Here is a 22,165-nt window from a genome sequence, read left to right as displayed (position 1 = left end):
GGCGTTATTCCCCTCAGTGACCCAGCCGTTGATTAGAGCCATGGTAGATTCGGGTTCTAGGACAAGTTCATCGCGACTCTTCAATTTCTAATGCCACCTTTCGTCAATATAGTCTTGAGCGAAACCGCCCGTTAGTCGAACAGGCTGCCGCCGCTGTAAGCTTCGACTATCTTTGAAGTATTGTTGCCGAGATCGTAAAGGGAAATAATGCTTCACCAACCAAAATGATTATTCTATTCAAAAAATGAAGAGGAATTAAGCGATGGAAAAGCGAATATGTAGATGAACTGAACTCTATTAAATCCATATTTAATATAGTTCGATCTGTGAGCCATTTTATTTTAGGAAAATGACCTATTACCTTCTGCTGAATTAACGATCTAACCAATAAATCTCACCTAGTCGAAACAGGAGTGGACATAATGAACATAGCAACTCAACATGATGAAGATATGGAAATGTTTCTTATATGGCTTAAAGATCGATCCTATTCTCAGGAGACGCAAAAAGGCTATCTCCATGATGTAAGGTCATTCTTGCGCAGTGTCTCTGAGAAGCCTCTCGATACATTGCGTAAAATTGATATCATGGCACACCTTACTCGAATACGAAACGGCGGGGCCGGTGATGGCGCCCGTAATAGGGCGTTGTCTTCCATACGTCTCTTTTTCAAGGTAATGATCGAATTCAATCGGGTTCAAACAAATCCGGCTATAGATGTTCAAAAATCGAAAGTAGAAAAGAATAGAGTCCCTGTCTACATTGCGCAGGATGATCTTGGGGAATTCCTTCAGAAGGTCAACTCCCGCTATCAAACCAGAGATATCACAATCCTTGCCCTTATGTCATATTGCGGACTTCGCGTAGGGGAAATCCACCGACTTAACATCACTGACTTTAATGATAAAGCCGCTCTTCTTGCCGTTCTAGGTAAAGGACGGAAATGGAGGTACATCCCCCTTCCGCCTGCTTTAATTGATCTCCTGCATAATTGCCTTGCAGAAAGATTGCTGCCTAAGAGAAGCCAGGAAACAGCATTGTTCATCTCTCGTCTTGGCCGCCGAATCTCCAAGAGCGCCATTCAAAATGTAGCTGAGAAAACGTTCGAGGCATTTAAAAAAGACTATGAACAATATAAAGACGTCTCCTTGTCTTCCCACAAGCTGCGGCATTCATTTGCAACAAACTTGTTTGCTACAGGTAAGGTTGATCTGAGAACGCTACAAGAACTCCTTGGCCACGCTGACATTTCAACTACACAAATCTATACCCATGTCAATGATCAAGCTAAAAAGGAAGCCATGATGACCATCCAACCAATTCTCCCTCACACTACAAACTTAAGATTTTTAGTACGGTGAGCCTCAGCGCACCTCGGTCGTCTCGAGCAAGTACTAGAAGGGTAACAAACGAACAGCCCACTTCCATTTATTAAGGAAGCGGGCTGTTTTACTCGAGTGAACCTTTATGATTGTGCAATATGGGCATTAATGGAAGCTAACACTTCCGTAATCGCGATTCGTTCTGCCGGTCCTGAGCTACGGCGTTCCTTCCACTCCACCATACCATCCGCGATCCCTTTCCCAATAACAACACGCAGCGGTATACCGATTAAGTCACTGTCCTTTAGCTTCACGCCAAGCCGTTCTTCTCGGTCATCTAGCAGCACTTCAATTCCAGCAGCAGTCAACTCCGCATACAGGCGTTCAGCCGCGTCCATCTGTGCAGCATCTTGATGAGCGACTGGGATCAGATGCACCTTGTAAGGTGCAATTGATGCTGGCCAGATCATTCCGCCCTCGTCGTTATTTTGTTCGATAATCGCTGAGAGCAAACGGCTTACGCCAATCCCGTAGCAGCCCATGATCATTGGCTTCGACTCTCCTGCTGTATTCACGAATTGCGCGCCAAGCTTTTCACTGTACTTGGTCCCCAGCTTGAAGACGTGCCCAATCTCAATGCCTCGGATGATCGTAAGCTTACCTTCTGTACAGCTCGGGCATGAATCGCCTTCCTGAACATTGCGGAAGTCACCGACTTGTGCGAGTGCAAAATCACGACCAGGAACGACATTGCGGCTATGATAATCCGTCACATTCGCACCAGCAATCGCTCTAGGCATGATGCTCACTTCGTAATCGACGAGCAGCGGTACATCTAATCCGACTGGTCCCGCGAAGCCTGTTCCTGCACCAGTAACACGCTTCACCGTTTCTGTATCTGCAAGTTCGAGCGTTATGGCGCCAAGCGCGTTGATCACTTTCGTCTCATTGATGCTGTGATCACCGCGTACGAGAACGGCAACCGGCTTGCCATCTGCCATATACAATAGCGTCTTGATAAGCTCAGCACCATTGACGCCAAGCCCTTCGATCAACTCTTCTATTGTTCGCATTCCAGGAGTATGAAATGGATCCAGTGGAGCTGATTCCCGAGCGATAGCTGAGACCTGATGTTCGTCTGATGCAAAATCTACCGACTCACGATTGATCGCCTTCTCCATATTCGCGGCATACGTACAGCAGCTGCACGTGACGACGTCATCCTCGCCAGACTCGGCGATCGCCATAAACTCATGGGTTCCGCCTTCACCGCCAATGGAACCGGCATCAGCTTCTACTGCGCGAATTTGGAGGCCGCAACGTTCAAATATCCGGTGATACGCGTTATACATTGCGTTATATGTCTTATCGAGACCTTCTGGGTCCGTGTCGAAGGAGTAAGCATCCTTCATGACGAATTCTCTGCACCGCAGTAAGCCGAACCGCGGACGGCGTTCATCGCGGAACTTTGTCTGCACCTGATAGAGCGTAACCGGCAGCTTCCGGTACGACGAAATCTCCCCAGCCACAAGGTGCGTAATGACTTCCTCATGCGTAGGACCAAGCGCGAACTCGCGCCCGCTGCGATCCTTCAGCCGGACAAGCTCTGGTCCGTACACCTCGTAGCGACCTGATTGCTGCCAGAGATCAGCCGGCTGCAATGCAGGCAGCAGCACCTCTTGCGCACCGGTGCGGTCGATCTCCTCACGGACGATCGCTTCAATGTTGCGAAGTACTCGGCGCCCAAGTGGCAGGAACGAGTAGACGCCTGCCGTAAGCTGGCGGATAAACCCGCCTTTCACCAGCAGCTGATGGCTGATCGCTTCGGCATCTGCTGGTATTTCTCTCATCGTTGGAACGAAAGCTTGTTTTTGTCTCATTAGATACAGTCCCCTTCCAAATAAATAGACACGCACCCATCCCTGGTTAAGGGACGAGTGCGTGTTCTCGTGGTACCACCCAAAATTCAGCCTAAAAAAAGGCTCTTTTGCTCTTGATAACGGGAATGACCCGGCTGCAAATACGAAGGCGAGTTCCTTGCAGCGACTACAAGGCTGGGCGACTCTAGCAGCTGCGGGAAGCTTCTCAGCTTAAGGCTTCCTCTCTGGGCGCAGACAAACATATAGAGTGCGTATCCTTGATCAATGTCGTTCAATTTGTTGTCAACTAAATTACAGCAACTAGAGAGAGAAGTCAACAGTTGGGTGACAAGAACATTTTCTCGATAAATGCTGCTAAGAACGTTGCGGCACGACGGATGCATATATTTAATGTTTTGTAAAAGAATGGATCGTTCCTACCGATAACTAGACAGGAAGAGGCTACGACTATCGGAGTGGAGTGATGGGTATGAAAGCGTTGAAATTAGGTATGGCAATGATCGCAGCCGCAAGCATTGCGGTTGGAGCGCAGCACACGGGGCATGCTGCCGCTCAGAGCGTTCGGTTACATGAGAAGCAGCAAGTTAGTCTGAGTATTAACGGCGAGCCTGTTGGGAATACGGACATAGCGGTTGTATGGGGCGCGGGGAATCGGCTTTATGCGCCGCTTGAGCTGTTTAACCATCCGGATATTCAAGCGGAATTCTCTATTATGGACTATGAGGGGAACCGCGAAGTGAGTATCTACAACCAGCAGACAACCCTTTCGCTGCGCGTCGGTGAAAGCTTCTATAACAGCTTCGGATCGGATAACGATCCTCCGGAGTCTGGCGACTTGGGAGACGCAGTCCCATTCGAGCAGAACCGTCAAGTGCTTGTACCACTGCGTTTCGTTGCGGAACAGCTCGGCTTATCTGTAAGCTGGAATGCAAGCACGAATGTAGTGAATTTGCGTACGAACGACGAATATCGCAGCATTCTTCGATCGCCCGAACATTGGGCAGCCTGGCTGAGCCAATATCCACTTCCGGATGACGACCCTTCCGGGAAATCAATTACGGAAGACGAGATTGATGCTTATATCGCGCAGAGCAATACGTCAATCGTCGACTATGCTATCGTATCGAAATACGCGGCAGTGGTTCTGGAGATATCCGACTCGGACGTGTCGATGTTCTTGATCCAGCGACTCAAGAACGGTGCACTCGGCGAAGAGATTGTTCGCTACGGAATGAGCATGCCCGAAGACGGCTTGACAGTCAGCTATTATGGCGATTATCTGGGTATCGGTATTCACGACAATGCGATTAATGCAAACATCGATTCAGTAAAAGTCATCTATCGCGGGGAACAAGGTAAATTTAGTGATTTGACCTATCCGGTCGGAAATAAACCCGGATTCCTGATTCCGATACCACCAGAAGCGACGAATGCGCGCGTACTGTTCTATCACGAAGCTGATCTCATAAAGGATAACGAGTACAACTGGTAATACTTTTATTTACATAATATTAGTTATGTAAACCTATGTCACGAAAATGAGCTATCCCGATGATATGGGATAGCTCCTTTTTGGTTTGGTTCACTTTCGAATCACAATTTGTTTACATAACTATTATTATGTAACTCTCGACTCAATTCTCTTCTCCATCACATAATCATCCATCACATAACCGTTTCCAATATCTGCAATTTGCTCCCGCACGATCCGAAAACCCTTTTTCTCATAAACCGCGATACTTGATTCATTATGACGATTGACCGTCAGCCCAATATAGCTCAGGTTCCGATCCTGACATACCTGCACCAGGAACACCATAGCCTTGCTAGCATAACCACGTCCCCGATACTCCTTTGCGATATAGAACTTGCTCAGGAACAGCTTCTCCTCTTCTTGCCTGACCGACATATATCCAACCGCCGAATCATCCTGCTGAATCAAGTAATACTCGTAACCCTGATGATGAATCTGATCCTCAATCGCCTGTGTGGATTGGAATTTACCGATCATATAGTCAATCTGCTCCATCGTAATGATGGAGACGTAATATTCGCGCCAAATCTCTGCTGCTAACCGAGCTAATTCTGTGATTTGTTCCGCTGATTCCACACGTAGAAACGTGAGTTTCATCGTTTATTCCGCCTTTCGTAGCCAGCCATCAATTTGCTGCAATTTATCTGTCTGCAAAAGCAATTCCATTCGCCTCGAAAGCAGCAACGATCAGATCCACCGCTTTGGGGCCGATGCCATGCAGCTTCCTGAACTCTGCTTCACTCATGTTCGCGATATCAGCCAAGCTTTGCAGACCTGCATTGCTTAGCGCACGAATCGCCGGTTTCGATAGTCCAGACGGGATATCATTCAGCGTATTCTTCGCAGCAGTATCCTGGTTCATTTGCAAGATCACTCCTTTCTCAACCAATAGTTAATGCCATGAATCATTTCTCGTAGAGCTTAGTTAACCTTATTAATTACCTGTTCATATCCTGTGATTGCTGCTTCGGCCAGCTCCAGGATTGCCAACTGCTGTTCTCGATTGCATCATGTCGGATGCTCTCGATAATATGCGACAATATTGCCAGCTCACCATTGCCCTGCTGTTCCTTCTGCAGTTTAACAAGTGCGGGCAACGCATCTGGGGACAATGTAGCTAAATAATCGAGATCGATTTTGCCAGTGGCTGTATAACGTTCGCTATTGCTCTGAGCTACTATGGCATCAATATTGATATAGTTCATGATAACATACGCTGCTACTGCAAGACCGATATAGGCTTTGGCGAGCGAGAAATGCTCCCTCCATATCCGGATAAGCGACACAATCAGAATACAGCCTAAAAATAACATAAATCCATGTACGAGCAGACGTGTTTGTGTAAAGCCATAGGCCTGTTCGTAGAGCGAGAGCCTGCTGAACGCAGATACGAGCATGATGATGGTGCAGCCGACTAGCATGCTGAGTGACAATTTACGGACCACCTCTACCGTTTGTCCTTCTCGTTTCACAAGGTGAAGTCCGGCGAGCAGCAATCCGAGATTGATGAGCGCGACAGCGACGAGCTGTGCGAAGCCTTGCCTTGCATAATCGGCATAAGCAGCCCCTTGGGGCAATAAGCCCGACGCAGCGCCAAATAGATAGGAGAATTGAATGCCGGCGAACACCAAATAAACGAAATTAAAGCTCATAAGCAGTGTCGCAGCTGCAATGGAATCGAACCTTTTGCCAGCTCGAACCGATGGTGTTGATACCTGATTCTCCGTCCTCCTGAACAACAGCGTCCATAGATAGCAGAAGGCATACAACCCAATAGCGATAGCGAAGATTAACCGTACGATCCCATTCCCAATGGAGAAATCGCCAAACAGGTTAGGAATTCGATTTACTAAGCTTTGAAAAATCGTATCGGCGGAAGCGAGCAGCAACGTGACTAGGAGCAGAAGTGGAGCTGCGAGCAGTAAGCCAAGCATAACGCGCTTTAACGTACTTGCCGCTGGACTACTCCCTTCGCGAGTGACGGAATCAGGCAAGAATCGTGCTGCTAACAGTCCGAAAGGAACCGTAATATACGTAATTGGTCTAAATAATGCAACGTATAAGACATCATGATAAAATGCGGCACGATACCATGGTTTATTGCTACTTCTGGTGAGAAGCACCGTCTGGGCAGCTGCAAGCGCTAGGAGAAGGATCATGTTAAGCGATTGAAACATCGTATTCGCGAAGAGTACGTAACTTAGCGACAGGAGCGCAATCGGCAGACTGAGCAGCCATCCGGATTTGGACTGACCTCGCCAATTATCGAACCCACCGATTCTCCCCTTGACGGCATAGAAGAATAAGCCATAGAACAGCGCCGTAAATAGAGGCACGTTGAGGCCTAATGAATGCCCGATCTTTAAATATTGACTGATCAAACCAAACAGCAACGACAGCAGAGCGATTCGCTCATATCTACGCTGCCATGGTGCCGGATCTCTCATGCTCTCACTCCACTCCTAAAGTTTCGCTTGCTCTGGAAGCGAATTGTAATTTACTCCCTTTTATTGTAGCCTATAAAATAAGAACATAAAGTGTAAGATTTTCAATAGAAATTTCGTATTTTAGGTGTTTGCTTGTTAGGGGGAACGAGATGAAGATTCGGCAGCATTATCTAGCGCTCCGAAATTACTATCCGAAGTATAAAGAGCAGGAGCCGCTTGAGATTACGACGCTCGAGCTCGCTGAAGTGCTCGATTGCACACACCGCAATATGGTACTGCTGCTCAAGCGGATGCAACAGGAACAGTGGCTTAGCTGGGAGTCTAGACGCGGGCGCGGCAATCGCTCGGTGCTGCAATTCTTAGCGCGTAAGGAAGATATTGCCTTGCAAGAGGCGCAGGAAATCGCAGAGAAACAGGACTTGCAATCTGCCATCTCATATTTGCAGACGATGGATGAAGGTACTCACGTGCTGCGTCAACAATTTCAGGAGTGGCTATCAGGACGATTTGGCTTTCATTCGGAGCTGCAGGGTGAACGCCGCATGGATATTTTGCGGTTCCCGCTGCCTCAGAGAATTCATTCGCTTGATCCTGCTAGCATCCATTATTCTGGTGAGAGCCATCTGGCGAATCAGCTCTATGACGGACTTGTCCGAATGAGTGCTGCCGGTGATACTATTTCGCCGCATCTCGCCCATGCATGGGAGGTGGACGAGAGCCGAACGGTATGGACATTCTACCTCCGCAAAGGTGTATTGTTCCATCACGGTACAGAAATGCTCGGAGCCGATGTGAAATATGCGTTGGAGCGGCTTCAGACGCTCGCGCCGAAGGGATTATTTAACTGGGTCTACATGAAGATTATTCGCATCGAGACCCCCGATGAACGAACGGTGCGCATGACGCTGTCCGAGCCGAATGAGCTGTTCCTCGCCTTCCTGACGACGAACCGCGCATCCATAGTTCCAGCTCCAAATCGAGTCCAGGATGATGCCCTGCACCAGCAACAATACAGCAGTATCGGGACGAAGCCGATTGGCACGGGACCGTTTCGACTTATGGAGCAAGTAAGCGGCGTGTTCGTACTGGAAGCATTCCCCTCCTACTTCCAAGGACGCGGATTCCTTGACAGGGTTGAAGTATGGTCACAGCCCGGAGACAAGCCACTGGACGAAGCTGAGGAACTGGCCTCGTTTCAAGTGATGCATAATGTGCGGCTGTCGAAGTCTGCCGCAAGCCGATGGCAGCAGGTGCGCCAATCCGGTATGACCTGCAAATTCATTACCGTCAACGAGCTGAGAGACGGACCGCTCTCAATTGCTGCTGTTCGTGAAGCACTCGATCTCGCGCTTGACCGTTCAGAGCTCATTACTCGTCTGTCTGGCGATGTCATTGAGCGTGCCGACAGCTTCTGGCCGCAAGCTGCTGATAGGCAGATGGATTCATCAGAAAGCAGCGTCGACACCACAATCGCTATCACTGACATAGAGGCCATTAAAGAACGAGTGAGAGCTTCTGGCTACCAAGGTGAGCCCATCGTTCTCGCTACGATTCCACAGTACGAGACCGATGCCCTCATCGTGCAGCAAGTATGCGAGGACGCCGGCATCACCATTGCGATTAAGCTAATCGAAGCCGAACTGTTCAAAGGTGAGGAGCGGCTAAGCGCGGACCTGCTGCTGTTCGCCATCATGCTCGATGAGCACCGTGAACTACGGCTCATTGATTTGTATACAAGCATGCAGCATCACAGGAAACCACATATGCGGCTGCTGCTGCAGAAGCAGATCGCGGACATATTGACCGAACGCTCACCATTGCGCCGCGCAGCTGCCTTCCTGGAGCTTGAGAAGCAGCTCTTGGAATCGCACAGCTTGCTCTTTCTTTACCGCAAGCATCTGAAGACCGCGTTCCATCCTTCAATCCGCGGCATTTCACTTGAATCGCTCGGCTGGGTAAGGTTCCGCGATTTATGGTTTACGCGCTAAACGAACGCGCTAACGAAACAAAGAAGCAAGAAGCGAGAGGCTTCATCTCGAGCATTCGAGAGAGAGGCCAAGCTTCTTGCTTCTTCTTATTTGGGTATCAGTTGACGCATTACTTGCGCTGCAGCACGTACCGTTCGCCTGCGACCGTATCAAACGATATACGGTCTTCGGCAACGACTCGTATCGCCACTTCTCCGTCGTTACCCGATACTTGTACTGACAAAGCAGGAGTAACATCATCCGCATTCAATGCGATTACGCAATCCTCACCGCTAACTGAAACCACTTCTATCTCCGTCCATGCCCCATCATGCCACTGGAGACTGACTTCGAATCCGCCGCGTGCGCGCAGCCCCCTCACCGAGCCGCTAGTCCAAGTACTCGGAAGCGCAGGCAGCAGCTGCAAAGCGCCTTGATGCGATTGCAGCAGCATCTCCGCAATGCCCGCGGTAGCGGCGAAATTGCCGTCGATCTGGAATGGCGGATGCGCATCGAACAGGTTCGGATAGACACCGCCGCCATGATGCCCATTCGGGTCGTTCTCACGTACGACTGTAAGCAGATTCGAGATTAGCTTAAGTGCACGATCTCCATCGCCGAAGCGAGCCCAAAGTGAGATTTTCCAGCCTAAGCTCCAGCCTGTTCCATCGTCGCCGCGGCGTTCAAGCGATCGCTTCGCGGCGCAAAACAGCTCTGTCGCAGTACGCTCAGTCAGCTGACGCCCCGGGAACACACCGAACAGATGCGACACATGGCGATGATGTACGTCCTCATCTTCGAAATCGCCGCTCGTCCACTCCTGCAACTGACCATGACGGCCAATCTGGAGCGGCATCATCTGTTCCTTCGCTTCTGCAAGCTGCGAGCTGAATGCATCATCGCCACCAAGCACTGCCGCTGCTTCCTGACAGTTTGTGAACAAGTCCCAGATGATCTCCAAATCCATCGCTGCGCCTGCGCTGACTGCAGCAAGCCCATCCGTTGTATGGAACTTATGCTCAGGTGAAGTCGACGGGCTTGTAACGAGCCTGCCTTCGCCGTTATCGATCAGCCAATCGAGGCAGAATAGTGCCGCTCCCTTCATGATCGGATAAGCTTTCTCACGCAGATAAGCTTCATCTCGCCCATATGCGTAATGCTCCCACAGATGCTGGCTAAGCCATGCTCCGCCCATCGGCCAGCTCACCCAGATCGGATCACCATGACCGTAATCGCCGACCGGGTCTGCTCCTGCCCATATGTCCGAGTTATGATGCGCGGTCCAACCACGAGCACCATAATTAACGGACGCTGTCCGCGCACCGTTTACTGCAAGGTTGCTCACGAAGGTAAGCAGCGGCTCATGGCATTCCGCCAAATTACAGCTTTCCGCGGGCCAATAATTCATCTCGGCATTAATATTAAGCGTATAGTTACTACTCCATGGCGGCCTTGTTTCCTTATTCCAGATGCCCTGCAGGTTCGCTGGCTGCGTTCCTTCACGTGAGCTTGCGATCATCAAGTAACGCCCATATTGGAAGAGCAGTTCCACGAGTGTAGGATCTTCCGCGCCATATTCGGTAACGCGTTTATCCGTCGGCATACCAATCGGCGCAGCAGATGGACCGAGCTTCAACTCTACCCTGCCAAAGAGCGACTGATAATCGGCAACATGCCGCGCACGCAGCTCCTCATACGGCATCGCAGCAGCCGCTTCCAGCGCAGCAGCAACAGTTGGCCCCGGCTGTCTGCTTCCACTGCCTGGTACAAGATCGAACCGCTCGAAGCTCGTTGCCGCACTCCAATAGAGCATGACCGTAGTAGCTCCTATAACGCGCAGTCCGTTCTGATCAATCGACCACCGGCCGCCTCCATTGCCTAGACTAACGCTCAGTCCGCCTTCCCAAGCGACCGCCCGCGACGAAGCGGGATCCTCCGCATAGACGATCGGGTGATCGACTGGATAATAGCTTGGCGCGACATGCTCCGGCGCTACACCTCTCATTACATAACGGTCGCCGTCCCGCTTCGTCTCGAACCGAAGCAGACTGTCCAGCTGCGCATGGAAGCTCAGCCGACCAGGCTCGCTTACTTCTAATCGCATCACAATAACGCCATCTGGATAGGATGCGAACGTCTCGCGCGTGTAGTCTACGGAGCCAATCGAGTAACGAACCTGCGCAATTCCTTCCTCCAAGTCAAGCGAACGCTCATAGGAGGTCCAGCAATGACCATGCTCAAACGTAAGCCGCAGATGGCCAAGCGGCAGATACGATTGCGTATATGGCCCCATCATTTCTTTCGAAAGCTTATCTGCCTCTGCATAACGACCTTCTTCAATCAACTTGCGCACCTCAGGGAGTACCTCATGCGCATGCGGATTCGTACCATCAGCCGGATAACCCGACCATAACGTATCTTCATTCAACTGCAATTCTTCCTGTTCAACACCGCCATATATCATCGCGCCGAGTCGGCCATTCCCAACTGGAAGCGCTTCCGTCCATACGTTTGCTGCTCTGTCATAATGAAGCTTCAAGAAACTCGTCCCCCTCTCCACATAATGACAATGTAGCTTTTTGCCCAATCGACCGTCAAGCGAATAAGCGCCAAATTACCTTTATTTCATATCTGTATATAAAAAAACAGCTCCGAAGAGCTGGCCATACAAGCCAGGTCATCGGAGCCGCCGCTTCACATTACATTTAGAAAGCCTTCGTCGTCCAAGACTCACAGTTCCACACTTCGGTTACGATATCGCGATAGAATTCCGGTTCGTGGGAGATCATCAGGATGCTGCCTTTGTACGCCTTGAGCGCACGCTTCAGCTCTTCCTTCGCATCAACGTCCAAGTGGTTCGTCGGCTCATCGAGCACGAGCAAGTTAGACTCACGGTTGATCAGCTTGCAGAGGCGAACCTTCGCCTTCTCGCCACCGCTTAGCACCGTGATTTTGCTCTCAATATGCTTGGTCGTCAAACCGCACTTCGCGAGTGCAGCACGCACTTCAAACTGATTGAAGGAAGGGAACTCGTTCCAGATCTCATCAATGCAAGTATTGTAGTTCGCGTCCTTCGCTTCTTGCTCGAAGTAGCCAATGTGCAGCGTCTCACCAAGCTGTACCGTGCCGGAGAGAGCTTGGATCTCGCCAAGAATACTGCGAAGCAAAGTCGTCTTACCGATACCGTTGGCACCGACAAGGGCGATCTTCTGTCCACGTTCCATGCGCAGGTTCAGCGGATTCGAGAGCGGAGAGTCGTAGCCGATTACGAGGTCATTCGCCTCGAAGATCAGTCGACCGGAAGTCCGCGCATCCTTAAAATTGAACTGCGGCTTCGGCTTCTCCTTCGCAAGTTCGATGACATCCATCTTATCGAGCTTCTTCTGGCGGGACATCGCCATATTCCGCGTCGCAACGCTCGCTTTATTGCGGGCTACGAAGTCTTTCAAATCGGAAATTTCCTGCTGCTGGCGCTTGAACGCGGACTCCAGCTGCGACTTCTTCATTTCATGTACGTTCATGAAGTGATCGTAGTCGCCCACATAGCGATTCAGCTCTTGATTTTCCATATGGTAGATCAGGTTAATAACGCTGTTCAAGAACGGAATATCGTGAGAGATGAGAATGAAGGCATTCTCGTATTCATTCAAGTAACGCTTCAACCATTCGATATGCTGCTCATCGAGATAGTTCGTCGGCTCATCGAGAAGCAGGATGTCTGGTTTCTCAAGCAGAAGCTTTGCAAGCAAAACCTTCGTCCGCTGACCGCCGGAGAGGTCATGAACGTCACGATCAAGACCAATGTCAGTGAGGCCGAGACCGCGCGCCGTCTCTTCAATCTTCGCGTCGATCATATAGAAATCCTGATTCGTCAACATATCTTGAATCGTACCTACGTCCTCTAGCATTTGCTCAAGCTCTTCTGGCGTCACTTCACCCATGCGGCCATACATGTCGTTCATCTCTTGTTCCATGTCGAACAAATATTGGAAGGCGCCTTTGAGCACATCGCGGATCGTCATTCCTTTGTTCAGAACCGCATGCTGATCGAGGTAGCCGACGCGCATCCGTTTGGACCATTCGACCTTACCGTCATCCGGCTGAAGCTTACCTGTAATAATGTTCATGAAAGTGGACTTACCTTCGCCGTTCGCGCCGATTAGTCCGATATGCTCGCCTTTCAGCAGCCGGAACGAGACGTCATTGAAGATCGCCCGATCACCGAAGCCGTGGCTAAGTCGTTCTACGTTTAATATGCTCATAATTGCACCTTTTCTGCTTAGACTTTTTATATATTCACAGTTTTTCTCGTACTATTATAGCGTCATGCGCTTAGCAACTCAATAACGAGATTCGCCAGAGCCTACGAAAATATAGCCCGAGCCGCACAGATCCTCTCCTGCTGCGTCGTTCGGGCCGCTCCGACACTCTCCGCACCTCGCGCGGCTCCTCACGCGAAGTGCAAAAGTGCACACTATTTGATTTCACCATAATCTTTAATGCTCGTGTGGGCATGAACATCAATCTTTGCCTCCGCGAAAGCTTCAGGCCAATCGTTCTGGACCTTCTTCCAATTGTGGTATTGATACGCCCGTGCGAATAACCCAAGTCCAATGGGGTCCACCTTGTTCTTCTGAAACTTGCCCACAAGCTCACGCAGTTTATTGTCCAGTTGCTCATTGATCATTTTCTCCAGCTTATGCGCATCATCCTGCACATCATAATCGAATAGTCGCTCCGTGATCTGAATCGGTAAGCCAATGTCAAATGTAAACTGGAATCTGCCGTCCTTATAGGAAGTTCTAATCTTTCGATTTACTTTCTTCACATAGAAACTAACCGTTCCCATATGAAAGACCGTACCGGGCTTATCTTTCTCTGGAAGAACGACTGTAAGCGTAAGGTCTTGGAATTTCTCATCCTGCAAGATCTGAAGCAATTCATTCTCCACCAAATTGATGGATGTGACGTACTTGCCCTTCTTATCGAGCAGTGCCGTACCCATTAATCGAATTTCTTTTGGTTCCTTGCGCAGCTCCGTGATATAAGGGGTAACACCTTTCTCGTAAATCAGTCTCTGTATCGTGAATAGCGTCGTCATTTCAACGAGATTACGCTCATGTGCCGTATCAACTAATTTAGCGATATGGAGCGGAAGCCTCCGCTTGTCATCGGGTTCGAAGAACACGACGTCCCCTACATTGCCGTCAACCATAATAATTCTTGCGTTTGCGCGCACTTTCGCATCTCGAAAAAACACATCAAGCAGCTTGTACCAATAGGGTTGCTGCAGCAGTTTCTTACTGATTAGCAAGTTCTGGAGCTTACCCGTGCTGACTAATGCAGATACTTTCGCTTCCAAATAACCGCGTGAATCACGAGGCGAGATCGCTTTAACTTTCGTCGCTTCGTTCTGTTTCTTCGCTTCCTTGTTGAATACCGGGCTAGAAATATACACAAGCAAATTATTGTCCTTATCAAGGTCCAAGCCTTCCATAAGAACGAGCGTAATATTCTCTAGATCTACTCGATCCTTACAGCCCGTTAGCGTGAGGCTCATGGCAAGCACGAGCAGCATAATACGCTTCAAGCGACTCATTTCTGCCACCTCGGGAATTGCGTCATTACCGCAAGCAACAGCCAAAGACAGAATGGGAATATGAATGCCACCGCTATACCGAGTTTGCTAAACATACTAGCCGCTTTAATACTCTCATTCCAACCGGAGTTCAAGCAATAATTGAGTACGACCATCGAGATAAGAATGATCCCGCCGTACATATAATGCTTCCCAAAAGTAAAGAAACGGCTTATGCAGTAACTCGACAAGTAAGTAGCCGGAATCCATGTTTTGGAGATGACCATGGAGTAACAAGACAGCATCACCAAATCGAACCGCTCGATAAACCGGAATTCGATAATTTTCACAACCGAAATGACCGTATCGTTGAAGTAAGTAATCTCATCCGGGCTGAGAACAACAAAACAAATGATCGTCACATAGAGATAGACCAGCATCGTAAACGTATTGGCAATAATAACGCCGACTGCTGCCGATTGTTTCTTCTCCAAGTAGGGATAGATGAAGAATACACATTCAAATCCGAGGAACGACAGGATCGTCGTATTTACCGTACGCAGCACAGGCATCCAGCCTTCTTTCAGGACAGGAAGCAGATGCAGCCAAGAGCCCTCATGAAACAACGTCACCAGTACACCGAACATCCAGACGGAAACGAGGAATGTAGCTTCAGAAAAGCGCCCTATGTCACGGACCCCGCCTTTAATCAGCATATACGCAGGTAGGATAAACAATAACATGAGCACCCATGTTTGGGTCTGCTGCATGATCCAGCTTTGAATCAGAATCACCATTCGGTCAAAAATCAGATAAGCGTACAAAGCGAAATACAATGCAAATACAAGCATCCCAAGCTTTCCTATCCATTTGCCAAAAAAATGAGAGAGCAAGTCGATGATCGTACCATTCGGATGCTTCTTCATCACTTGTACAATGATTAGGCTGGCTACTGTTGACAGGAGCCAGCCAAGAATGATCGCGATCCAACCATCTGTCCCGCTAATCGCTGCAACATCCTTGGGTATGGAGATTATGCCTACTCCAAGCTGCATACTGTGAATGATGAGGATAAATTGCAGCGTCGTAATTTGGGTAGCTTTTCCAGGCTTTAATACGGCATCCATTATTCCTCATCACCTTTAGATCGTTTTGGTCCAATCCTCGTCTTCTGCAGCGTTCTGATGCTATCCGGCCGTTTCTTCATACTCCAGAGCGGCATCCGAACGAAGACATCCTTCCAATCCCCAAGACGCATAGGCGCAAGCGGTGTGCTGTAAGACTCACCAAGCGATTTCAATTGGATGACATGGATGAGTAACCCCATGAAGCATGCGACGATGCCAATGATGCCGAATAAGGAAGCAATCAGCATCACCGGGAATCGAATCAGCCGAATTGATGCAGCCATATCGTAATTGGGAAGAATGAACGATGCGACTGCCGTTGAAGACACGACAACGACCATCAGATTGCTTACAATCCCCGCTTGCACGGCAGCTTGCCCGATAACGATACCACCTACAATTCCAACCGTTTGACCGACAGGCGCAGGCAGCCGAACCCCTGCTTCGCGAAGCATCTCAAGCATCATCTCCATGATCAACGCTTCAATGAATGGAGGGAACGGGACTGAAGCTCTAAACTGACCGATCGACAAAATCAGATCAAGCGGAATAACTTCCACATTGAACGAAATGCAAGCGATATAAATGCCCGGCAAGAACGCCGCAACGAAGCAAGCGATGAATCTCATGATGCGCAGGAAAGTTGCAATCGGCCAGCGCGTGCTGTAATCATCAACGCCTTGGAAGAAGGCTGCGACGCCAACAGGCGCAATCAAGACGCTTGATGAGCGGTCAACGACGAGACATAATCGGCCTTGAAGCAGCTGAGAAGCGGCTGTATCCGGTCGCTCTGTTGTAATGAACTGCGGGAACAGCGAGAAGGGCCGATCCTCCAAATACTCCGCAAGCTCTCCTGTATTTAGAATGCAATCCACATTTAATGCCTTTAACCGCTTCTCAAGCTCCTGCAGCAGATCCGGCTGCGTCAAATCCTCCATATATAGAATGGTCACCTTGCAGGGCACTCTGCTGCCGATATACATTTCGACCATCTTCAGCTCTCGGGTACTGACCAAGCGGCGAATAAGGGCAACGTTCTGCCAGCCAGATTCGATGAAGCCTTGATGTGAGCCTTTCAGCGACGCTTCGATCTGCGAATCGGAAATCGCACGCTGCGGCCAGCCTTGTGTATCAAGTGAATACGCCAGCTCTGCGCCATCCAGGAACAAAATGCTATGTCCTTCCAGCAGCATAAGCTCAATATTGCTCCACTGTGTCGTCGACTTCAGATCACCGACCGTAATGGGTAAATGGCTCATCTGTTCATTGTCTACAATCGGCTCGAACATGAGCTGGTAGAGCACATTATTGTTGATCGAATTTTTGTCCACGAGGCCGCACAAATAGACGAGTGCCGCCTTCTGACCTGTTTGCTTATAAATAAACGTTCTTATAATCAGATCTGGCGCTTTACTGAAGATGGTCTGCAACTTAGCCAGATTCTCTTTCAAGCTTAATTCAACTGTACCTCGATCTGGCGTATGATCCTCTCTGGACTGCCTCTGCATGACAATTTGGCGGTGAGTTATCAATTTGAATAAACGATAAAATAATTCCACTTCTTGCTCCACCGTCCTTCGTGTTCAGGATCTCTCCATCCGTTTCCTCATTGTTCCAATTAGAGCTGGAAATTATTCGTAAAATGCAAGCAGACCGCCAATTATTGGCGGTCTGCTAATGGTTTACTTTATAATTTCTTCCCTTTTCCTGAAATCAATTTCAGCAATCCATTCTCCGGCTTGACTGTGTATTGTACGCTGTAGGAGTTTACAACAACATCGCTGCCCTGCTTATCTTCTGTCGCTTCAATGATGACATCAACGATCGCGGATTGCGAGTCAGCCGATGTAATCGAGATATTCTTTATGTAGACTTCAAGCGTGTACAGGTAGCCTTTTCGGAACGCTTCGTAATCCGTCTTCGTCTGCCAATCGCTACCGAGCAAGCTGTACGCGTTCACGTAGTCCTTGCTTCCAATACTCTCATAAAACCGTTGGACGATATAATCCGCTCCATCCGACATCGCTTCCTTCGTGTACACTTCGTTATCTGTGCCGCCCGTACCCGAAGTCGCGGTTGACCGTTTCGCCAACTCCTCATCGGGATGCTGGCTCCACGCTTCGAGCATCGCCTTGACTTGCCCGATTGGGATGCTGAATCCGATCGCCCCCTGCTCTTGGACAGCCGTATTAATTCCGATCACTTTGCCGCTTGCCTGCAGGACAAGCGGTCCTCCGCTATTACCATGCGTAATCGGAGCGGAAATTTGATATAGCCCCTTATAGTTCGTCTCTTCAATCTCGAAATCCCGGTCGACGCCGCTTATGATGCCCGTCGTCACTGTATTGTCTAGCCCGAGCGGACTGCCGAAAGCCATCACTTCATCGCCGATGTCGACATTCGTCTCCGCATCGATCGCAAGCGGCTCACGACCTGCAAGCCCTTCGGCACGAAGCAGGGCGATATCCTTCTCCGGATTAATCCCGATTAGCTTGCCCACATACAAACTACCGTCGGAAGCTTTGACCGTAATTCCTGTCGCATCCAAGACGACGTGCGCGTTGGTGACAATATCGCCTTTGTCATTATAGATAAAGCCCGAACCGGTTGCCTTGCCTTCCTCTACGTCCACCTCGATGGAGACGACCTTCTTCTGATCCACTTGGATCAATTCTTTTAAACTATGCTTCACTTGAGCCGCAGAAGGATTCATCCCCGGCTTGCCAAGTGCCGACGCAGCTTCCACAACAGGGTTGTCCCATCTCTGGTCTAGCATATATACGGCTGCTGTGCCTCCCAGTAAGATAAACACAGATAATGATATCGATAACCAGCTTCTTAGTCTCATGTTGTATGCCCCCTCCTATTCCAACTGCCATTCGATACGAGTTACATTCACCGATGACAATGAGCCATCATTATAGTAGCTATTCGTGAAGCTACCTTGCTCGCCAATTGGCAAATCGTATGGCGTTACATAGAGCGTATCGCTGTAGAGGACATTCCCCCAACTGTCGAGGATGTCGTAATAAACAGTCACGTAGTTGACCGATCTTGTCGCGACGTTCTTCACCGTACCGCTTACCACGAAGTTGCCATAATCATCTACGCCGGTGTGGATGTCGACCAATTGGACACCTTCTGTCCGATTGCGCACATCCTCCTTTGTCGATGCCTCAATCGCCTTCTGAATTCGCTGCTGCTCCGCTTCTTCGAACGCCTTCTGCTTTGTAGTTATCATCTTCTGCAGCGAAAGCAGCTTCGCATTCTGGACGTCTTGCTTGAGCGCGCCATCGACTGTCTGCAGCGCTTGTTCAAAGTTCTTCGCTTGCAGCTCCTTCGACGCTTTCTCATAGGAGAGGTCGACGATTTTCTGCTTCACTTGTTGTATCGCTTTCTTCGCTGCCTCCCCAGAGTATGGTTTAAGGTCCGCAAGCAGCGGCACGAGCTCTGTCACGGTCTTCCGTTTAGCAAGGCGGTCGGTCACCTGAAGAACGGTAAACGTCTCTTCCTTGAGTGAAGCTTGGCTGGCAAGTCGTGTAAACACCGCGCCATTCCGCGAGGCAATTGACTTCTTCAGCTCCGAGACTGCCTTGAGTGCTTGCTCATATTGCTTCGCTTCCACCTGGTGGTCCATCGATTGTATGGTTCCAACCAGCTTAAGAACATCAGCCAGAACGGCTTGATCATTCAGTAGTACCGGATGCGAAGGGCGCTTCTTCAATGCAAGCTCGATCTGTTGCTGGCCTTCGGCATACTTGCCGTCCAAAGACAGCTGCTCCGCTGTTCGGATCATCGCTTCAACCTGTTTCGTTATATGCTGCTGATACAGATAGTCCCCTGCGATTCCGATCGAGACGAGCAGGAAGCTCATAATCGGAAGCAGCACCCACAGCACGGTACGCGATTTGGCTACAGCCGAATGTTTCCGATCGACTGGTGCCTCCGCCTCTTCTCTGTTTAGGTGTTCCTCATAAGCGGGACTCGCAATGGCAAGTGAAGCAGCCGTCTCACTCTCGCCCGATGACAGCTCTTCAAGCACCTCAGGTGGTATCGGTTCACTCGCTGGAACCGGAGTACCGCATTTGCTGCAAAACTTGCTTTCCTCCAGCAGGCGGTTTCCGCATTGTACACAAAACATGTCGAATCCTCCATCCGTGGTATAGGTATGATTGGCTAGGCATGACCACAGCATCACATGATTCGACATCCATAAGGAAAATCCTGTTTCCAAAGTCCTATTTATCCAAAATTAGATAGGGAATCCACTTCCTCGCGACGCAAGGAACAAGGAGGATAAAGAGAAAACCGACGAGATGAGACAATGTGTGTCCTCCTGGGATACACATAGGTGGGAAACCGACGAGATGAGGCAATGTGTGTCCTCCTGGGATACACATTGGCGAAAATCCGGCGAGATGTGGCAATGTAGCTGGTTTGCTGGACTACTTTTGAGGATAACCGACGAGATGAGGTAAAGTAGCTGGTTTGGTGGACTTCATTGGTTAATGAGGGGTCCACGAGGCACTGCATCGTCGAAAATTCGCTGAAATCGGCTATCGAAAAGCTGTTGGTCGAAACGTAGTAGAGATCGCTGAATAGAAAAGGAGCTAAGCGGCTTGTTTCTGCTTAGCTCCATTGCTTTTTGACATCCACTGCTACCATCTTCAACAGATTATGGGCAAGTGTGAAGCACCCTACCTTCTCCTCTTGTTTACTTGTTCCAATCAACGATTACTGTTTCAGTTCAGCCAATCGCATATCCAACAGCTCCAAAGCCTCACGGACTTTGCCCTTCGGCAAGTTCAAGTAGCGGTCACCAAGGCTAACTTCGTAGTAGCTGTTACTCTCGTCCACTTCACGAATATAGCGGGTCAGACCGACGCCGGTCTCCGCATAGATCGCTTTGAACATCTGCTCCAGCTTCTCCTTCGGCACAGCAGCATGAACATGGAACATGTTCGATACCGGCACCTGCGGCTTCGTCTCGATATGCTGACAGTTATTATACAGCTCTGCAAGCTCAACGGCTGCGAGGTAATACTGCTCCATCTTCGGCAGACGCTGCTCGAAATAGTAATCGCTGCTAATGATGTACGGATATAAGCTGATCAAATCGCCGCCATGGCGTCTTTTCCAAATTTTCGACTCTGTCGTGAACGACTCATCACCTGCGAGGATGGCGCCTGCAATACCGCCGATGCCTTTGTAGAACGAGACGTAGACGCTGTCGAACAACTGGCAGATTTCGGCTGCGGTCCGCTTATAATATGGCAACACTTCGAATAGACGCGCTCCATCCAGATGCAGCTTAATTCCACGCTCGCGGCAATAAGCCGAGATCGATTCAAGCTCGCTGAATGGCAGCAATGTGCCTCCGATTTCACGCTGTGGAAGCTCAAGCAGTATACACGATACCTTTTCTTCCAGCTGCTGTATGTCTGCAAGTCCGATCGTTCTGCTCTTATCGGCCAGAAGCACCGGCTCCAGTTGATGCAGCTCACGAATGCCGTTCTGTTCATGGATCTCCAGATGGCACAGCGGATGATAGGCCACTTTCTTATTGCCCGCGCCATCACTCCATATACGAAGCGCGATCTGCTGCGCCATTGTGCCGCTCGGGAAGAAGACTGCCGATGGCTTGCCAAGGTATGCTGCGATCTTCGCCTGGAACTCCTCGATGATCCGGCCCGTGCCATAAACATCACTGTCCCGCTCCCCGTCTACGGACTGGAAAGCCTCAAGCAATTGATTTACATTCCATTTACTATTACCTGTAACTGGGTAGGGTGCTGCATTAAACGCTTCGAGTAAAGTTTGTTCTGCCATTGTCATGTTGCTGCTCTTGCTCCTTATTAACCGTTTAAACGTTTGTGATTTTGGTGTGCAAGCGTCAGGAAATTCACATAGATCGGCTGCAAATTAAACTTCTTGCCGAACTCGAACTTATAGCTGGCGACCTGCAAATTATTGGTTTTGTAATACGGCGAAGTGATGTAATGAATCGTCAATTCGCTATCGTCGAAGCCTGTGCCCCCGGTCTCCATCGTCACATCAATGATGGAATCCAGATGAATCGAAGCGACTCGCGTCTTCTTCCCCGTAACCCCTTGATGGTCAATGAAGATGAGGCGCTCATCTGTAATAATGAACGAGTCCCGGACAAGCTTGAAGCCCATTTGGATTTTCTCATTCGGCATTAAGTACACGCCATATTGATTCGTTAAATCTTGTACGGATACTTCTGAATAGTTGCCAAACAACCCGCCTAATAGGTTTGCCATGCTCTAGTCCTCCTATGCGTTCCTCA

General features: G+C 49.5%; 16 protein-coding genes. 3 read left to right on the top strand and 13 right to left on the bottom strand.

Annotated elements, in window-relative coordinates:
- The first annotated feature begins 422 nt into the window (after positions 1 to 422).
- Positions 423 to 1,361 carry a site-specific integrase gene (gene xerC, locus BMY11_RS05515; RefSeq protein ID WP_090573419.1) on the top strand — a complete coding sequence of 313 codons (939 nt, stop codon included), beginning with the start codon at positions 423 to 425 and terminating at the stop codon, positions 1,359 to 1,361.
- 104 nt (positions 1,362 to 1,465) lie between these two features.
- On the opposite strand, the gene BMY11_RS05510 is transcribed toward xerC, so the two are convergent.
- Complete coding sequence (locus tag BMY11_RS05510; protein WP_090573418.1) at positions 1,466 to 3,202, bottom strand: proline--tRNA ligase; 1,737 nt, start codon at positions 3,200 to 3,202, stop codon at positions 1,466 to 1,468.
- Positions 3,203 to 3,671: 469 nt separating this feature from the next.
- On the opposite strand from BMY11_RS05510, the gene BMY11_RS05505 reads away from it, so the two are divergent.
- The gene (locus BMY11_RS05505; RefSeq protein ID WP_177182506.1) at positions 3,672 to 4,694 is read left to right on the top strand and encodes a stalk domain-containing protein; all 1,023 of its coding nucleotides are present in this window, start codon (positions 3,672 to 3,674) and stop codon (positions 4,692 to 4,694) included.
- Between the two features lie 126 nt (positions 4,695 to 4,820).
- Here the strand turns inward: BMY11_RS05505 and BMY11_RS05500 are convergent, their stop codons facing one another.
- The 3 genes from BMY11_RS05500 to BMY11_RS05490 form a co-directional block, all read right to left on the bottom strand.
- Positions 4,821 to 5,333 carry a GNAT family N-acetyltransferase gene (locus tag BMY11_RS05500; protein ID WP_090573416.1) on the bottom strand — a complete coding sequence of 171 codons (513 nt, stop codon included), beginning with the start codon at positions 5,331 to 5,333 and terminating at the stop codon, positions 4,821 to 4,823.
- A gap of 43 nt (positions 5,334 to 5,376) precedes the next feature.
- Positions 5,377 to 5,598 (bottom strand): helix-hairpin-helix domain-containing protein, encoded by a 222-nt coding sequence (locus BMY11_RS05495; protein ID WP_090573415.1) that lies wholly within the window; start codon positions 5,596 to 5,598, stop codon positions 5,377 to 5,379.
- Positions 5,599 to 5,674: 76 nt separating this feature from the next.
- Positions 5,675 to 7,183: a DUF4153 domain-containing protein gene (locus BMY11_RS05490; RefSeq protein ID WP_090573414.1), complete on the bottom strand. Its 1,509-nt coding sequence runs from the start codon at positions 7,181 to 7,183 to the stop codon at positions 5,675 to 5,677.
- Positions 7,184 to 7,332: 149 nt separating this feature from the next.
- On the opposite strand from BMY11_RS05490, the gene BMY11_RS05485 reads away from it, so the two are divergent.
- Positions 7,333 to 9,171, top strand: coding sequence for an ABC transporter substrate-binding protein (locus tag BMY11_RS05485; protein WP_090573413.1), 1,839 nt, complete (start codon positions 7,333 to 7,335; stop codon positions 9,169 to 9,171).
- Between the two features lie 109 nt (positions 9,172 to 9,280).
- On the opposite strand, the gene BMY11_RS05480 is transcribed toward BMY11_RS05485, so the two are convergent.
- The 9 genes from BMY11_RS05480 to BMY11_RS05440 form a co-directional block, all read right to left on the bottom strand.
- Positions 9,281 to 11,689 (bottom strand): glycoside hydrolase family 95 protein, encoded by a 2,409-nt coding sequence (locus BMY11_RS05480; protein ID WP_090573412.1) that lies wholly within the window; start codon positions 11,687 to 11,689, stop codon positions 9,281 to 9,283.
- 166 nt (positions 11,690 to 11,855) lie between these two features.
- Complete coding sequence (locus BMY11_RS05475) at positions 11,856 to 13,412, bottom strand: ABC-F family ATP-binding cassette domain-containing protein (protein WP_090573411.1); 1,557 nt, start codon at positions 13,410 to 13,412, stop codon at positions 11,856 to 11,858.
- Positions 13,413 to 13,624: 212 nt separating this feature from the next.
- The gene (locus BMY11_RS05470; RefSeq protein WP_090573410.1) at positions 13,625 to 14,749 is read right to left on the bottom strand and encodes a Ger(x)C family spore germination protein; all 1,125 of its coding nucleotides are present in this window, start codon (positions 14,747 to 14,749) and stop codon (positions 13,625 to 13,627) included.
- Positions 14,746 to 15,855, bottom strand: coding sequence for a GerAB/ArcD/ProY family transporter (locus tag BMY11_RS05465; RefSeq protein WP_090573409.1), 1,110 nt, complete (start codon positions 15,853 to 15,855; stop codon positions 14,746 to 14,748). The genes BMY11_RS05470 and BMY11_RS05465 overlap by 4 nt, the downstream gene beginning before the upstream one ends.
- The gene (locus BMY11_RS05460) at positions 15,855 to 17,414 is read right to left on the bottom strand and encodes a spore germination protein (protein ID WP_256217308.1); all 1,560 of its coding nucleotides are present in this window, start codon (positions 17,412 to 17,414) and stop codon (positions 15,855 to 15,857) included. The genes BMY11_RS05465 and BMY11_RS05460 overlap by 1 nt, the downstream gene beginning before the upstream one ends.
- Positions 17,415 to 17,542: 128 nt before the next feature.
- Entirely contained in the window at positions 17,543 to 18,703 is a 1,161-nt protein-coding gene (locus BMY11_RS05455; RefSeq protein WP_090573408.1) for a S1C family serine protease, read from the bottom strand.
- Between the two features lie 15 nt (positions 18,704 to 18,718).
- Positions 18,719 to 19,996: a zinc-ribbon domain-containing protein gene (locus BMY11_RS05450; protein WP_177182505.1), complete on the bottom strand. Its 1,278-nt coding sequence runs from the start codon at positions 19,994 to 19,996 to the stop codon at positions 18,719 to 18,721.
- A gap of 593 nt (positions 19,997 to 20,589) precedes the next feature.
- Complete coding sequence (locus BMY11_RS05445; protein ID WP_371262757.1) at positions 20,590 to 21,690, bottom strand: threonine aldolase family protein; 1,101 nt, start codon at positions 21,688 to 21,690, stop codon at positions 20,590 to 20,592.
- A 20-nt stretch (positions 21,691 to 21,710) separates the two neighbouring features.
- A complete protein-coding gene (locus tag BMY11_RS05440; protein WP_090573406.1) occupies positions 21,711 to 22,139 on the bottom strand; it encodes a PH domain-containing protein in 429 nt (142 codons plus the stop codon).
- Positions 22,140 to 22,165 lie beyond the last annotated feature (26 nt).

This window comes from Paenibacillus sp. OV219 (genome assembly GCF_900110075.1).
GTDB lineage: Bacteria > Bacillota > Bacilli > Paenibacillales > Paenibacillaceae > Paenibacillus_Z.
The sequence above is the reverse complement of the archived record's forward strand: the minus strand, read 5'-3'. Positions and strand labels throughout refer to the sequence as shown.

What these genes read in the sequence shown, in the direction of transcription:
- BMY11_RS05440 (WP_090573406.1), bottom strand. Translation starts at nt 22,139, where the DNA reads ATGGCAAACCTATTAGGCGGGTTGTTTGGCAACTATTCAGAAGTATCC.
- BMY11_RS05475 (WP_090573411.1), bottom strand. Translation starts at nt 13,412, where the DNA reads ATGAGCATATTAAACGTAGAACGACTTAGCCACGGCTTCGGTGATCGG.
- BMY11_RS05490 (WP_090573414.1), bottom strand. Translation starts at nt 7,183, where the DNA reads ATGAGAGATCCGGCACCATGGCAGCGTAGATATGAGCGAATCGCTCTG.
- BMY11_RS05485 (WP_090573413.1), top strand. Translation starts at nt 7,333, where the DNA reads ATGAAGATTCGGCAGCATTATCTAGCGCTCCGAAATTACTATCCGAAG.
- BMY11_RS05455 (WP_090573408.1), bottom strand. Translation starts at nt 18,703, where the DNA reads ATGAGACTAAGAAGCTGGTTATCGATATCATTATCTGTGTTTATCTTA.
- BMY11_RS05510 (WP_090573418.1), bottom strand. Translation starts at nt 3,202, where the DNA reads ATGAGACAAAAACAAGCTTTCGTTCCAACGATGAGAGAAATACCAGCA.
- BMY11_RS05500 (WP_090573416.1), bottom strand. Translation starts at nt 5,333, where the DNA reads ATGAAACTCACGTTTCTACGTGTGGAATCAGCGGAACAAATCACAGAA.
- BMY11_RS05505 (WP_177182506.1), top strand. Translation starts at nt 3,672, where the DNA reads ATGAAAGCGTTGAAATTAGGTATGGCAATGATCGCAGCCGCAAGCATT.
- xerC (WP_090573419.1), top strand. Translation starts at nt 423, where the DNA reads ATGAACATAGCAACTCAACATGATGAAGATATGGAAATGTTTCTTATA.
- BMY11_RS05495 (WP_090573415.1), bottom strand. Translation starts at nt 5,598, where the DNA reads ATGAACCAGGATACTGCTGCGAAGAATACGCTGAATGATATCCCGTCT.
- BMY11_RS05470 (WP_090573410.1), bottom strand. Translation starts at nt 14,749, where the DNA reads ATGAGTCGCTTGAAGCGTATTATGCTGCTCGTGCTTGCCATGAGCCTC.
- BMY11_RS05465 (WP_090573409.1), bottom strand. Translation starts at nt 15,855, where the DNA reads ATGGATGCCGTATTAAAGCCTGGAAAAGCTACCCAAATTACGACGCTG.
- BMY11_RS05445 (WP_371262757.1), bottom strand. Translation starts at nt 21,690, where the DNA reads ATGACAATGGCAGAACAAACTTTACTCGAAGCGTTTAATGCAGCACCC.
- BMY11_RS05450 (WP_177182505.1), bottom strand. Translation starts at nt 19,996, where the DNA reads ATGTTTTGTGTACAATGCGGAAACCGCCTGCTGGAGGAAAGCAAGTTT.